General features: G+C 36.4%; 12 protein-coding genes. 10 read left to right on the plus strand and 2 right to left on the minus strand.

Going from position 1 to position 14,478, the window contains the following annotated elements:
• Nucleotides 1-95: 95 nt before the first annotated feature.
• From DZB84_RS00610 to DZB84_RS00630, 5 genes are all read left to right on the plus strand, one after another.
• Nucleotides 96-1,430, plus strand: a complete 1,335-nt coding sequence (locus DZB84_RS00610) for an MDR family MFS transporter (RefSeq protein WP_116350315.1) — start codon at nt 96-98, stop codon at nt 1,428-1,430.
• Between the two features lie 117 nt (nt 1,431-1,547).
• Nucleotides 1,548-3,314 (plus strand): ABC transporter ATP-binding protein, encoded by a 1,767-nt coding sequence (locus DZB84_RS00615; protein WP_116350316.1) that lies wholly within the window; start codon nt 1,548-1,550, stop codon nt 3,312-3,314.
• The gene (locus tag DZB84_RS00620; protein ID WP_116350317.1) at nt 3,271-5,067 is read left to right on the plus strand and encodes an ABC transporter ATP-binding protein; all 1,797 of its coding nucleotides are present in this window, start codon (nt 3,271-3,273) and stop codon (nt 5,065-5,067) included. Before DZB84_RS00615 ends, DZB84_RS00620 begins: the two co-directional genes overlap by 44 nt.
• Nucleotides 5,068-5,171: 104 nt before the next feature.
• Nucleotides 5,172-5,618 carry a YndM family protein gene (locus tag DZB84_RS00625; RefSeq protein WP_116350318.1) on the plus strand — a complete coding sequence of 149 codons (447 nt, stop codon included), beginning with the start codon at nt 5,172-5,174 and terminating at the stop codon, nt 5,616-5,618.
• A 121-nt stretch (nt 5,619-5,739) separates the two neighbouring features.
• Nucleotides 5,740-7,710, plus strand: coding sequence for a DUF4179 domain-containing protein (locus tag DZB84_RS00630; protein ID WP_116350319.1), 1,971 nt, complete (start codon nt 5,740-5,742; stop codon nt 7,708-7,710).
• 304 nt (nt 7,711-8,014) lie between these two features.
• On the opposite strand, the gene mntR is transcribed toward DZB84_RS00630, so the two are convergent.
• Together mntR and DZB84_RS00640 are read right to left on the minus strand one after the other, a co-directional pair.
• Nucleotides 8,015-8,437 carry a transcriptional regulator MntR gene (mntR, locus tag DZB84_RS00635; RefSeq protein ID WP_411266249.1) on the minus strand — a complete coding sequence of 141 codons (423 nt, stop codon included), beginning with the start codon at nt 8,435-8,437 and terminating at the stop codon, nt 8,015-8,017.
• Nucleotides 8,438-8,681: 244 nt separating this feature from the next.
• A complete protein-coding gene (locus DZB84_RS00640; protein WP_116350320.1) occupies nt 8,682-9,638 on the minus strand; it encodes a hypothetical protein in 957 nt (318 codons plus the stop codon).
• 134 nt (nt 9,639-9,772) lie between these two features.
• On the opposite strand from DZB84_RS00640, the gene DZB84_RS00645 reads away from it, so the two are divergent.
• The 5 genes from DZB84_RS00645 (at nt 9,773) to dacB (ending at nt 14,448) form a co-directional block, all read left to right on the plus strand.
• Nucleotides 9,773-10,507: an SDR family NAD(P)-dependent oxidoreductase gene (locus DZB84_RS00645; RefSeq protein WP_116350321.1), complete on the plus strand. Its 735-nt coding sequence runs from the start codon at nt 9,773-9,775 to the stop codon at nt 10,505-10,507.
• 23 nt (nt 10,508-10,530) lie between these two features.
• Nucleotides 10,531-11,286, plus strand: a complete 756-nt coding sequence (locus tag DZB84_RS00650) for an exodeoxyribonuclease III (protein ID WP_116350322.1) — start codon at nt 10,531-10,533, stop codon at nt 11,284-11,286.
• A gap of 96 nt (nt 11,287-11,382) precedes the next feature.
• The gene (locus tag DZB84_RS00655) at nt 11,383-11,997 is read left to right on the plus strand and encodes a DedA family protein (RefSeq protein WP_116350323.1); all 615 of its coding nucleotides are present in this window, start codon (nt 11,383-11,385) and stop codon (nt 11,995-11,997) included.
• A gap of 26 nt (nt 11,998-12,023) precedes the next feature.
• Nucleotides 12,024-12,854 (plus strand): undecaprenyl-diphosphate phosphatase, encoded by an 831-nt coding sequence (locus DZB84_RS00660; protein ID WP_116350324.1) that lies wholly within the window; start codon nt 12,024-12,026, stop codon nt 12,852-12,854.
• 178 nt (nt 12,855-13,032) lie between these two features.
• Nucleotides 13,033-14,448, plus strand: coding sequence for a D-alanyl-D-alanine carboxypeptidase/D-alanyl-D-alanine endopeptidase (gene dacB, locus DZB84_RS00665; protein WP_223254351.1), 1,416 nt, complete (start codon nt 13,033-13,035; stop codon nt 14,446-14,448).
• Nucleotides 14,449-14,478 lie beyond the last annotated feature (30 nt).

Raw genomic sequence — 14,478 nt, forward strand, 5'->3', positions numbered from 1 at the left:
TGTGTGGCAATGTATTTTTTTGAATAAACAGCATCTTTTCTTTTCCATTTTCTGTAGTATAATAGAGTAATTCTAGGCAAAAAGGGGAAGACAAAATGAAATCAAAACCATTTGTTTTAGTAAGTATTGTGCTTGCAATGCTTATTAGTGCTATGGATACAACAATCCTTCAGACAACAGCCCCAACGATAGCAGAAACGCTAGGTGGGTATAAGTTATATGGATGGATGTTCGCCATATATGTATTATTTTCTACTGTTTCCTTACCAATATTCGGGAAACTTGCAGATATTTACGGAAGAAAAAAAATCTTTAGCATCTCTATTATTCTCTTTACGATAGGTTCATTACTATGCGGTTTAGCTGATTCAATGGTGGAATTAATCGTTTATCGAGGTATTCAAGGACTAGGTGCTGGTGGTGTTTCACCATTAACAATGATTATTGCCGGTGACTTATATTCAATTGAAAAACGCGGAAAAATCCAAGGATTCTTTTCAGCTATGTGGGGAGTTTCTGCTGTCATTGCACCACTTATTGGTGGCTTTTTTGTTGAAACGATGTCATGGCGCTGGATTTTCTTTATCAATATACCAATAGGGATTATTGTTTTATTATGTCTAATACCATATCAAGAAAACATCACGAAGGATAAAAATCCACTGAACTATCTCAGCGCATTTTTTTTCACAGGAAGTATGCTAGCATTTTTAATGAACACCATAACAACAGAAAATTTAGTAATCTATAATTTAATTGGTGTTCTCTTATTAGTGGCATTTATCTTCGCTGAGAATAAATCGGATAAGCGTTTTATCCCAATTGAGATTCTGAAGAATAAAAATATCTCATGGATGAATATTAATGGCCTCTTGATTTTCCTAAGCATTTTCGCGTTTCAGAGTTATGTTCCATTATTTATGCAAAAGGTACAGGGGATTTCAATTATAGTGAGTGGACTCGTTCTATTTGGGATGAGTGCTGCCTGGATGTTTGCATCTGTTCCTTCAGGGAAGCTTATCATGAAATATGGGTACCGCAATACCATTTTCTTTGGAAATGCGTTGCTCGTGCTTTCTGCAATTATGGCACTTTTTATGAATAAAGACACAAGTTTCTTTTATATATTTGCAATTTTAACGATCCAAGGTTTTGCGTTTGGTTTGGTAGTAACGATTGGAACCATCGGCTCACAGGAATTGGCAGAAGCCCATCAAAAAGGAATGTCGACAAGTCTTCATTTCTTTGCAAGAAACATAGGTACAACATTTGGTGCAAGTATCATGGGGATGCTGATCACCAATCAGGTCGATGTTGCTAAAGGTATGCATCATCTTAATTTGTTTATGCTAATTGCTGTCATTGCTGCGACAATCATTAGCTTTTTAGCTAGCCAAAAATTATACTCTCATAATCTACAAAAACAGTAAAACATCAAGGGCTCTTGCTTTTGATGTTTTTTATCTATAATAATAGTAAATTTTATTGTATGATAAAAATAATTCGGATATTGAAATAATTGTTTCGTACATAACTTGGAGGCTCATATGTTAAGAATGCTAGCGTATTTAAAACCTTATCGACTAGCCATTTCAGTCGCTCTTGGATTAACATTTGTTGAACTTGCGGTAGAACTCTTGCAACCGTTGTTAATTGCAAAGGTGATTGACGATGGTATTTTACAAAAAGATCTTTCAGTAGTATTGAAGTGGGGCGGAATTATGGTCGGAATCTCGCTTCTCGCCTTTATTTCTGGAATTACGAATTCCTTTTTTGCTTCGCATACAAGTCAAGGCTTTGCTTTTGACGTAAGAAAAGAATTGTTTGGAAAAATCCAATCTTTTTCCTTCGCCAATCTTCAAAAATTCGATACAGCTTCTTTAATAACTAGAATGACAAATGATGTGACCCAGATACAAAACACGGTGTTTATGAGTTTGCGTATCGCAATGCGCGCACCAATGCTAATCATTTTCGGGATGATCATGGCTTTCCTTGTCAATGCAAAGCTGGCTATGATGATCATTGTTACAACTCCATTTTTAATTTTGTTTCTTATAATCGTCATGACAAAAGCAAGAAAATTGTTCCAAGCAGTCCAAGAGAAATTAGATATCGTGAACGGTGTAATGCGAGAAAATCTTTCTGGCATGAGATTAATAAAAGCCTTTGTACGATGGGGACATGAAACAAAACGATTCTTTAATGCTAATGAAGACTTAAAGAATCGAACAATTACTTCACTACGGCTTATCGAATTAACGATGCCAGTACTTTTACTATTAATGAATGGAAGTATTATCGCGATTCTTTGGTTCGGTAGTATTGATGTTAGCTCAGGAAACGTTCAGGTTGGTGAGGTTGTTGCGGTCATCAATTACACAACCCGGATTACGGGGGCTCTAGGTGTTTTTTCTTGGATTATCATGCATTTTTCACGAGCAAAAGCATCATCAGACCGTCTTGTTGATGTATTAGATACGGAGGTTGATTTAGTCGAATCGAATAATAATCTAGGAACTGTACCACATGCAGAGGGTAGTATATCGTTTAAACATGTTGATTTCAGATATCCAGGAACGAATGCATGGGTGTTACAGGATATCTCATTTTCGATTCAATCAGGTGAAACGGTTGCGATTCTAGGTGCGACAGGCTCAGGAAAAACGTCCTTGTTTCAATTAATTCCACGTTTATATGATGTTGTTCAGGGAAGTGTTCAGATAGACCACATTGATGTAAAGGAACGAAAGCTTGATGAATTACGAAAACAAATTGGCTATGTACCACAGGAGGCATTATTGTTTACCGGAACGATTAAGGATAATATCCGCTGGGGCAAACAGGATGCGACGATGGAAGAGATTATTGAAGCAGCAAAGCGAGCCCAAATTCATGAAACAATTGAGAAACTTCCATTACAATACGAAACTGTCATCGGACAAAAGGGTGTGAATCTTTCTGGTGGGCAAAAGCAACGAATTTCAATCGCAAGAGCACTTGTTCGCAACCCGAAAATCTTATTATTGGACGATAGTACAAGTGCGCTCGACCTTAAAACAGAAGCTGAACTTCTTGAAAATTTAAAAAATTACACATGTACGACCTTAATCATTACGTCAAAAATATACACAGCGATGGCAACCGATACAATTTTACTGATAGAAGATGGAAAATTACTTGCTACTGGAAGTCATGAAGAGCTATTACATTCCTCGCCTTTTTATCAAAAGGTTTATCATACTCAATTTGGAGAGGAGGGACAAGCTTATGTCAGCGCGAATGAATCGTCCGAAACAAAATCATGGGGATAAACCGCAGCAAGCAAAGGATAGAATGGGTACATTAAAAAGAATTTGGTCTTATCTTGCGGTCAATCATACATTATTAATTACCGTACTTGTAATGGTCGTAGCAAGCTCAGGACTTGGTCTCCTCGGTCCATTCTTATTAGGAAAAGGGATCGATGAATACATCGTTTCAAAGGAACATAAAGGGCTCTTTGTTTTATTACTGGGACTAGTAGTTGTTTATATTCTTCATTCCTTATCATTATGGTATCAAGCTTATTGGATGGTTGGCATTGCCCAGAATACCGTATTCTCTATGAGAACGGAGCTTTTTGAACAGTTGCATCGTTTACCGATTCACTTTTTTGATAAAAGGCAACACGGGGAGCTCATGAGTCGAATTACAAATGATATTGAAAATGTCAGCTCAACCTTAAATTCATCAGTCATTCAAATATTTTCAAGCATACTAACCTTAATAGGTACAGTCGGAATTATGCTATGGTTGAGCCCATTATTAACCTTAATCACCATGATTATTATTCCAATCATGTTTATTGGGATTAAGTGGATCACAAAGCGAACAGGGAAGCTATTTAAGGAACAGCAGCGTTATTTGGGAGAATTAAACGGTTATATTGAGGAAACAATTTCAGGTCAGCGAATTGTAAAGACTTTTTCCCAGGAAGAAACCGTAATGAACGACTTCTTAGAAAAAAGTGAAAAGCTAAAGAAAGCGGGCTATTTTGCACAAGCGTATTCTGGTTTTATTCCGAAGCTTATGAACGTATTAAATAACTTAAGTTTTGCAATTATTGCCGGGATTGGCGGGGTACTTGCACTGAATGGCCATATCACGATTGGAACTATTGTCATTTTTGCCGAGTACTCAAGACAATTTACGCGACCACTCAATGACTTGGCTAACCAATTTAATACATTACTTTCTGCTATTGCGGGTGCAGAGCGTGTGTTTGATATTTTAGATGAAGATGTTGAGGCTAAGGATGAAAGAAAAGCGAAAAAAGTGAACCAAATCCAAGGTAATGTCGAATTTGATCACGTCTCTTTTTCTTATCAAAAAGATGGGAACACTATTAAGGATGTGTCATTTGAGGTAAAAGCTGGACAATCTGTTGCTTTTGTCGGTCCAACAGGAGCGGGAAAAACAACAATTATTAATTTATTGTCTCGATTTTATGAACCCGATTCAGGGTCAATTCTTATAGATGGGATAAATACGTCATCGATAACAAGGGAAAGCCTGCGTCAAAATATGGGCTTTGTGCTACAAGATACATATTTGTTTCAAGCATCTATCATGGATAATATTCGTTACGGAAGATTGGATGCGTCCGATGAAGAGGTAATTGAAGCAGCCAAATTAGCAAATGCTCATTCCTTTATCATGATGTTGCCTAATCAATACATGACGGTTTTGAACCAGGATGGTAGCGGGATTAGCCAAGGACAAAAGCAGCTTCTTTCAATTGCAAGAGCAATTCTTGCAAATCCGTCTATTCTTATTCTTGACGAAGCAACAAGTAGTATTGACACGGTTACAGAAATGAAAATTCAAGAGGCACTACAGCGTTTGATGAAGGGAAAGACAAGTGTTATTATTGCCCACCGTTTGAATACGATTGAAAGAGCCGATCAAATCATTGTTTTAAACGAAGGAGAAATTGTGGAAAGAGGAACACAAGCTTCTCTTTTAGAGCAAAAGGGATATTATTACAATCTACACAATCGTCAAATAGAAAATCGGGCAATCTAGTCTCTAAGTTTGCAGAAATTTCACGACCAAAAATTACCTTTTATATTCTATTCATTATCTTCAAAAGATAGGTCTAAATAAGAATAAAAGGGTGATGTCGAAAAATGAGGCATTTTAAAGCTCTCGGAATTAAATTTATTATAATAGCAATTGTTCTCTTGTCGCTATTCGGAATTTTTAGAGGCGCATCTCTCGGTAATTTACTATTAATGAGCCTTCTCGTAACAGGAATTTCATATCTCATAGGTGATTTGTTTACGTTACCTAGAATGGGGAATTTATTTGCTACATTGGCAGACTTCGGGTTATCATTTTTCTCAGTTTGGCTGTTGAGTTATTTGTTTTTGGAAAACACCTCATCTTTAATTACAGCGTCCCTTACGGCAGCGGCGTTAATTACTGCTTGTGAGGCTCTTTTCCATGCATACATGAGAAGTAAGGTGCTCGAAGACGAAAATCGGGAACAAGTAAGACAACAGTTCCACTCAAGCTATCAAACAGAGATTGCTGAAGAATACGAGGTAGAACCAAAAGACCTAAAAAAGAAATAAGGAAGATGAGGCTAAATCGTAACTGATTTAGTCTTTTTTATTGGTTTTTAGAAGGATTCATGCGATATTTGTTGAATATTGAAGAAAAGGAAGATTTCTACCAAAGGGAGAGACAGAAATTGTGATAATAGCGGAAACAGATCCCGTATTAATAAAATTGATAAAAGAAAATAACCTTGCAGCCATCATTAAATGGTTTGAACAAAGGAAAGATAGCTTATACAAACTTGCCAGGACATATTTACATTCTTCCAGTGACATTCAAGATGTGTTTTACACGGTTATGTTTAATATGAAGGCTGACATTCGAAAACTAAAAAAGAACCCTGACTTAGAGAAATGGGTTATCTCTCAACTCCTACAAGAATGTAAAAAAAGGAATAATTTTGAGGAATTGGATGACTCCCTCGTATTAACCTATATTCTAGGGCTTTCACAGAAAGAGGTTTCCGAGATTCTTGGAATCTCAGTTGAATCAGTTAAAGCCCGTCTCCATAAGGGAATCGAAAGTTCAAGTGGTGGTAAGGAAGCTCATTACCAGGATAAATTTATCGATTATTTAAGTCGTACATTAGACCGTCCTGAAAAGATTGAACTAGAAATCCATTTACATACATGTCAGAGTTGCCAGCAAAGTTTAGCGGGTTTTCAGAATACCATTAACTCTTTTATTGAAAGTGCTGATGATATTGAGGTGCCGGAAGAGTTTTTAGACCCTGTAATCACAGCATTAAATAAAATAGAAGAGGATAAAAGAAATAAGCAAAAGAAACGTACAACTATTGGCGTTGGAATCGCCTCTTCACTATTAATCCTTTTCTTAATTGGTTATGCCACCAACGCTTTTGCTTATATATATTATTCCTGGCTAGATTGGCGTGATCTAGAGGATGAGCAATTACTGGATTATTTAAAAAGTGGCATCGGAGAGCCGCTCGATCTTGTGCAAGAATCGAATGGAGTAAAGGTAACCATTAAAAGCGCCATTGCTGATGAATTTCAAACCCTAATCTATTATGAGGTTGAGAACCTTGAGGAAGAAGAACAATATGGTATTAATTTTTGGGATGGTGCATATGTTGAGAATGAATTTGAAACCTTTGATCAACAGGCATATCCTGTCAACCATCTACCAGTTCAGCCTTTGGATAGTGATGGGACCATTTTTAAAGGAACTCTTAGTTTATTGCCTGTTACGTCCGAAGCAAAATCAATAAAGTTAAATATCTCGAAGCTTCAAAAAATTGGCGAAGACCCTAAAAATCCTGTATGGATGGCTTATAATGGACAGGCGAGTTTTAAAAACGGAAAATGGGACTTCGAAATACCTGTTAAAAAGCAAGCGTCCATTGAGCGTCCTCTTAATAAAAAAGTGACAGTAGATGGTGTGCCTATTGAGTTTGAAAAATTGATTATTGCTCCAACTTTAACAGCTCTTCAATACAGATTTAAACCATATACTGTCGATAAAAATATTAATGAACTATTTTTTGAAGGTATCCAAACGAAAGAAAAGACGGCAAAACCAATTTCATATGGATGGAACTTCCCAATTGAGAGTAATATGAATGAATATTTTACATTTCACTCTGTTTTTGATTCACTATATTTTGATAATCCAAAAGAGGTTCGTATACCTTTACATTCATTATCGTACTATATGAATGATTTTTATAATGTGGATATTGATATGAATCAACCATTTCCTCAAACCTTTGAATATCTCGGTAGCAAAATTTCAATTGATATAGTTGAGCTTGGCACTCCTACAAAAATTGAAATAACAACTGAAATGAGTGAAGGACGAAAATTTGAGTCAATCGATTTTAGTGTAGTAAATAATGATGCAATGGGGATTACGGGTATTGAGGGCGTATTGGTAGACAGAAAGGGTAACATATATAACAGAGAGGAATACGACTATTATGCAAATATGGATGTGATTGATAAACCACGCCATTATCAAACGAAAATGTTCATCGAGCTTCAAAACGAAATTTCGGCAGAAGAAATCATTCCTGGTTGGCTCTCTGTTCGTGGATATCAGGGAACAACTTATTTAGATGAAGTCATTAACTTAGAATTAAAATAATAGAGGCTGGGACATAACGATAATCATCTTAATGAATGGCGAACATTAAAATTGTGAAAACCACAAAAAGAAAAATTCTTCTTTTAAAGATTGATGCATGTTTATAAAATGGAAACTATGTTGATTGAAGCGAAGGGCGGCGACTCCCGCGGAAAGCGTCCGCCTGTAGCGCAGATCAACAGTGTAAAAAACAAAAATGTTTGCGAAAACTCAAAGAAAAAATCCGAACTAACGAAATTCAAATTTGAATTTCGAATAATAGTTCGGAATTTTCTTTGCTTAAAAACCTTTTGTCCCAGCCTCTTTACATTTTTTCTTTTCGAAATTGTAAGTATTGCTTTCTAACTAAAGGATTCTCTTCAAAAAAGTCAATTAAAGTAGACAAACAAAGAGAAGTTTCCTTGCTGATATAATGCTCGAGTTTTTCGACTTCTTCATAAATATTTTTATCTTGTACGCCAATCATTTTTAAAAAGTCCTCTAGCATTTCATGCTTTTCTACTAGTTTTTTTGCGATTGTTGTTCCTTTATCTGTAAGTACAAATCCTCTATATTTTTCATATATTCCGAAGCCTTCCTCGTCCAATTTTTGCATCATCTTTGTAACAGAAGAAGGGAGGACATTTAATGAAGAAGCAATATCTACGCTTCGAGCGTAGCCTTTTTGCTGAATGGATAAATAAATTTTCTCTAAATAATCTTCCATACTCGGTGTCGGGATCGTCATTACCGCCTTTCAATCAAATACACCACGGCGTATTTGCGCCCAGATTTTTTTAGGTCCACGTGATGTGGGTCATAAAGACGTTGCCACAGGAAGTGGCGTTCTTAGTCTTTGATCTTCTTTTTGAAAATTCCTTTGAAATGTCTGAGGCATCCGCCGGAGGCTTGTAGTTAATTCTATAGATTATCTACAGAATAACTACAACGTCTTCTCTTATTATATAATGAAACGCGGGTAATTTTCTATCTTAATCCTCTACTTGTAGTCGAATATCTTTTGAGCGAAAGCCAATCGATGTGTTTAAATCAAGAACATCTAGAGAAACTACAGCATTTTCGGGTAAATCAATATTTGAAAAAGTAATTAAGCCACTTTGGTCCTGTGAAATTTTATAGTATTCGTAGTCTTCTAGATTCAACCGGTAGGCAACGTCTTCCTTTTTCTCCACCGAAAAAGACAAACTGTTGTCAGAAACTGATGACAATACTGGGGTTTTTAATTTACGGTCCTTATCAATCTTAATTCCAGTTTGTTTCTCAATAAAGTTTAGTAAATCATCGTTACCAAGTATATTTTCTAGATTTTGATTTTCATGCTCCGTTCGCATATAGAAACCTTCATTCGTATAGACATCGTCTGGATCTGCCTCATCAGCTGGTCCGTATAGTAGAACATAATCATCTGCAAAAATTTCCTGAGGATACCATTCATGAGCCGAAACTGAATAATTCAAAAACGAATTCCAGTTGACAGGAAAGTCATGTAATCCTCTAAGTTTTGCCCATTTTGAAAATGGAAAATGATGAGACGGAAAATAATAATAGGCAAAATGATGCCCGTATTCATGTGATAATGTATCTCGGTATTCCCGCGCACTATTGTATTCATTACCTTTATATAGGGTAATGCTACTTATAAATGGGTGATAGATTCCTGTAATCATACGATTTGAAGGTGATGGACCTTCCATTACTCGAACTTCCTGCAATAGGTTAATTTCATCACCATGTTTATTTTTTATTAATTCTTTATATAAATCTGCTAATTTGACCTCGTTCCAGTTTTGTGAGTAGCTAAGGAAGAGAATTCCTTCTGGGGATTCATATTTGGCAAAAAAAGAGGAGTCATACATGATAGGGTCTAAGCTTAGCAAAACCGGAAGACTACATAACAATAATAGAAAAATCAACACTTTTTTTCTCATAACCTTTATCACCCCATACGTCATTTTATCATTCTTAGAACCAATGAATCTCTGTTTTATTTTGCCAGATTGTTATAGTCGATTATAATGGGAGAGGTAGAAATTAAATTTTTGTTTTAGGTTGGTGAAGTAAAATGAGTCGTGTGGTAATCGTAACGGGAGCGGCAAATGGAATTGGAAAAGGGATTGCAAAAGCTTATGCGGAAAACGGAGATAAAGTTGTTTTAGCAGATATGGATATTGTAGCCGGTAACAAGCTATCAAGTGAACTTAACAAACAAGGTGCGGAAGCTATTTTTATCAATACAGATGTAAGAAACGAACAGGATATCCTCCAATTGGTAAACCAAACCTATCAAACTTATGGTAAAATTGATATTTTAATAAACAATGCGGGTAAAAATTTATTCAAGTCACCATTCGATGTAACAGTTGAAGAATGGGATGATGTGATTAATACAAATCTACGAAGTGTATTCTTATGTTCGAGAGAAGTTGCAAAATATATGAAGAAATCAGGTGGCTCAATCGTCAATATTGCTTCAACTAGAGCGATTATGTCTGAGCCGCATTCAGAAGGGTATGCAGCCACAAAAGGCGGGATCGTTGCGATTACTCATGCACTTGCTGCTTCATTTTCAGAATATCAGATTACCGTTAATGCAATTTCACCCGGATGGATTGAAACTGGGAACTATGAGGAACTTTGTGAAGTTGATCACGGTCAGCATTTTGCGAAGCGAGTCGGAAAACCAGCGGATATCGCTAATTCATGTCTCTATTTAACTGATCCGAAAAATAATTTCGTGACAGGAATTAATCTTATCGTAGATGGCGGAATGACTAGAAAAATGATTTATGAGGAGTAACATAGAGAGGAAGCTTTAAAATTATGAAACTTATATCGTGGAATGTTAATGGATTACGGGCTTGTGTAAAGAAAGGATTTTTAGATTATTTTCACGAAATGGATGCTGATATCTTTTGCTTACAGGAAACCAAGCTCCAGGAAGGTCAAATTGAACTAGATCTTGAAGGATATCATCAGTATTGGAATTACGCGCTTAAAAAAGGCTATTCTGGAACTGCAGTTTTTACGAAGGAAAAGCCTCTTTCCGTTTCATATGGTGTTGGTGATGAAAATGAGCAGGATGAGGGAAGAATTCTCACATTGGAATTCGCCGACTTTTATTTAATCAATGTTTACACACCGAATTCACAAAGAGATCTTGCACGTCTCGGTTATCGACTTGACTGGGAAGATCGTATGCGTGAATATCTCCTTGATTTAAATAAAATGAAGCCAATTGTTCTTTGTGGCGATTTGAATGTCGCACATGCCGATATTGATTTAAAGAATGCGAAATCGAATCGAGGAAATTCTGGTTTCACCGATGAAGAGCGTGGAAAAATGACGGATTTGCTCAACTCTGGTTTTATTGATTCCTTCAGATATTTTTATCCAGACGTAACGGATCAATATACATGGTGGAGTTACATGCGAAATGTGCGTGAAAAAAATATTGGATGGAGAATTGATTATTTTATTGTTTCCGAACAATTAAAAGACAGATTGAAAGATTCTCAAATCCACTCGCACGTAATGGGAAGCGATCATTGCCCAGTCGTACTGGAAATACAGGAATAAGAAAATTTTTAAGGAATACTTTAAAGTAGGACAAACATAGATTACAATAAGTATGCTTATCGATTTAGTGAAATAGCATCTTATTTGGAGGTAAACATGCAAAACTGGATAACAGAATTTATGGATCAATTTGGGTATATAGGGATTTTTCTATTAATTGCTTTAGAAAACATCTTTCCACCTATTCCATCTGAGGTTATTTTAACAGCAGGTGGATTTATGACGACAAAAACAAATTTAACCGTGACAGGAGTCATCATCGCCGCAACACTTGGTTCAGTCGTAGGTGCAATCATTCTTTACGGAATTGGCCGCTTACTTGATGTGGAGCGTTTGGAGAAAATCGTTGACCGCTATGGTCGCATTTTACGGGTAACAAAAGAAGATATCCATAAAGCAGATGCGTGGTTTGATAAATATGGATATTGGACTGTATTTTTCTGCAGAATGGTACCATTAATTAGAAGCTTGATTTCCATTCCAGCTGGAATGTCCAATATGAATTTTTGGATGTTTATTTTATTTACAACACTAGGAACATTAATCTGGAATGTAATCCTTGTAATGCTAGGCGCTGCTTTTGGTGAATCTTGGGATGTTATTGTTCACTACATGGACATTTACTCCAATATTACGTATGCATTAATCGCCTTAGCGGGAATTGGATTTCTTGTTATATTTTTCACCAAGAGAAAATCAAAAACGAGATAAAGTGAAAAAGGAGTATATTATATCTGATGGAAATTATTGAAATTATAAAAGCCATACTATTAGGAATGGTTGAGGGACTTACAGAATTTGCACCGGTTTCCTCAACGGGTCACATGATTATTGTTGATGATATGTGGCTAAAAACACAGGAATTTCTTGGAAAATACCCAGCAAATACATTTAAGGTTGTCATCCAACTTGGCTCCATTTTGGCCGTTGTTGTTGTGTTTAAGGACAGGTTTATTGATTTATTAGGACTTAATCGAAAAAATAAAATTGTACCCGTTGGGGCTAAACACCTACGTTTAACTCATATCATAGTAGGACTAATTCCTGCAGGTGTTCTAGGTGTGTTATTTGAGGATATGATTGATGAGCATTTATTCACAACGGAAACGGTATTAATAGGGCTCGTAATTGGAGCTATTTTAATGATTATTGCAGACCGTTATAGCAATAACCACCCAAATACACAAACAGTCGATCAGATTACGTATAAACAAGCTTTAACAGTCGGACTTATTCAATGTTTATCACTATGGCCAGGATTTTCACGTTCAGGTGCCACTATATCAGGCGGTGTACTAGTAGGATTAAGCCATAGAGCAGCTGCAGACTTTACTTTTATCATGGCTGTGCCGATTATGGCCGGAGCAAGTGGTATCTCGCTTTTAAAAAACATCGAGTATTTTTCAGTGGACGCACTTCCAATATTTATTGCAGGATTCATTAGTGCGTTTGTATTCGCACTTATTTCAATTCGATTTTTCTTACGTTTAATCGATAAAATTAAGCTATTACCATTTGCTATTTACCGCATTGTATTAGCGGCTGTCATTTATTTTGTATTTTTATAAGTTAGTAAGCATCTCTGCAAAGGGATGCTTTTTTTCTTGGTTCTTCATATTACGCTTGTTTTTGTGTAAAATATGGTAATAGTTCCAAACTTGTACAAAAGTACTAAATGAGGAGGAATTAGTTATTAGCTCTCGAAACTATTTTCTGTTTGCGATTATGCTGTTGGTAATTGTCATCATGCCACAACAAGAAAAAGCAGATGCAAATGCGAGCCAAAAGCAAGTGTTCGTGCAACTGAATCAGCTTGTCATGAATGAACCGAAATTAAAAGGAGCAATCGCCGGGATAAGTGTACGGTCAGCAAAAAGTGGAGAAATCCTATATCAACACGCTGGCGATGTCAGGCTTAGACCTGCTTCGAATTTAAAACTCATCACGGCCGCCACAGCTTTATCGGCTCTTGGTGAAAATTATCAATTTTCAACCGAGATTCTGACAGATGGAAAACTCGAAGAAAACAAACTAATAGGAAATCTTTATCTGAAGGGAAAAGGAGATCCTACATTGCTTCAGGAAGATTTGGATTTACTTGCGAAAAAAATTAAGAAATCTGGAGTCGATGTGATTTTCGGAAATGTAATTGCGGATGATACTTGGTATGACGATGAGCGGTATTCGATGGATTTAACCTGGAGCGATGAAACTTATTATTATGGTTCAGCTGTTTCGGGATTAACCGCATCTCCAAATAAGGATTATGATTCCGGAACAATAATTGTGGAGGTTTCACCTGGGAAGAAAGCGGGGACCAAAGCAGTAATTTCCTTACAACCATCGAGCAATTACATAAAAATCATCAATAACACAAAAACCGTTCAAAAAGAAGAAAAGAAAGACATTTCTATCATTCGCGAGCATGGGGAGAATGTGATTACGATTGAAGGAACAATCCCTGTTCAGGCAAAACCTATTCAAGAGTGGATGACCGTGTGGGAGCCTACAGCATATGCGTTAGATTTATTTAAGCAATCATTAGCGAAGCAGGGAATCCACGTGATGGGAACGGAAGGCATTGCAAAAACACCTGATAAGGCAGCACTCCTTGTAACAGATAAATCGATTCCATTAAATGAACTTCTTATTCCTTTTATGAAGTTAAGCAATAATGGCCACGGAGAAACATTAGTTAAGGAGATTGGACGGGTCCGTTATGACGAAGGTAGCTGGGAAAAAGGGATAAATGTCGTGAAGGAAGAACTACGAAAGATAGGTGTTGACCCTGGTAGTATGGTGATTAGAGACGGGTCTGGAATTTCACACGTGAATTTGGTTTCTGCTAATGATATCTCAAAACTTCTCTATTCCGCCCAAAACCAAGAATGGTTTCCAACATTTTTACACTCATTACCGATTGCTGGAAACAGTGAACGACTTGTTGGTGGTTCTTTACGATATCGATTAAAAAATCCAGAGATGGCGGGAAAGGTAAAAGCAAAAACAGGGACAATCACAACGGTTAGTTCTCTATCAGGCTATTTGAAAACAAGAAGTGGGGAAGATCTGATCTTTTCAATCCTATTGAATAATCTAATGAATGATGCACACGGAAAACCAATTGAAGATAAAATCGTTACATTGTTATATGAATATTAAAAAGCAGGCTCATTATGGCCTGCTTTGCAT

It is taken from the genome of Bacillus sp. HNG, from assembly GCF_003400205.1.
Lineage (GTDB): Bacteria > Bacillota > Bacilli > Bacillales > Bacillaceae_L > Ferdinandcohnia.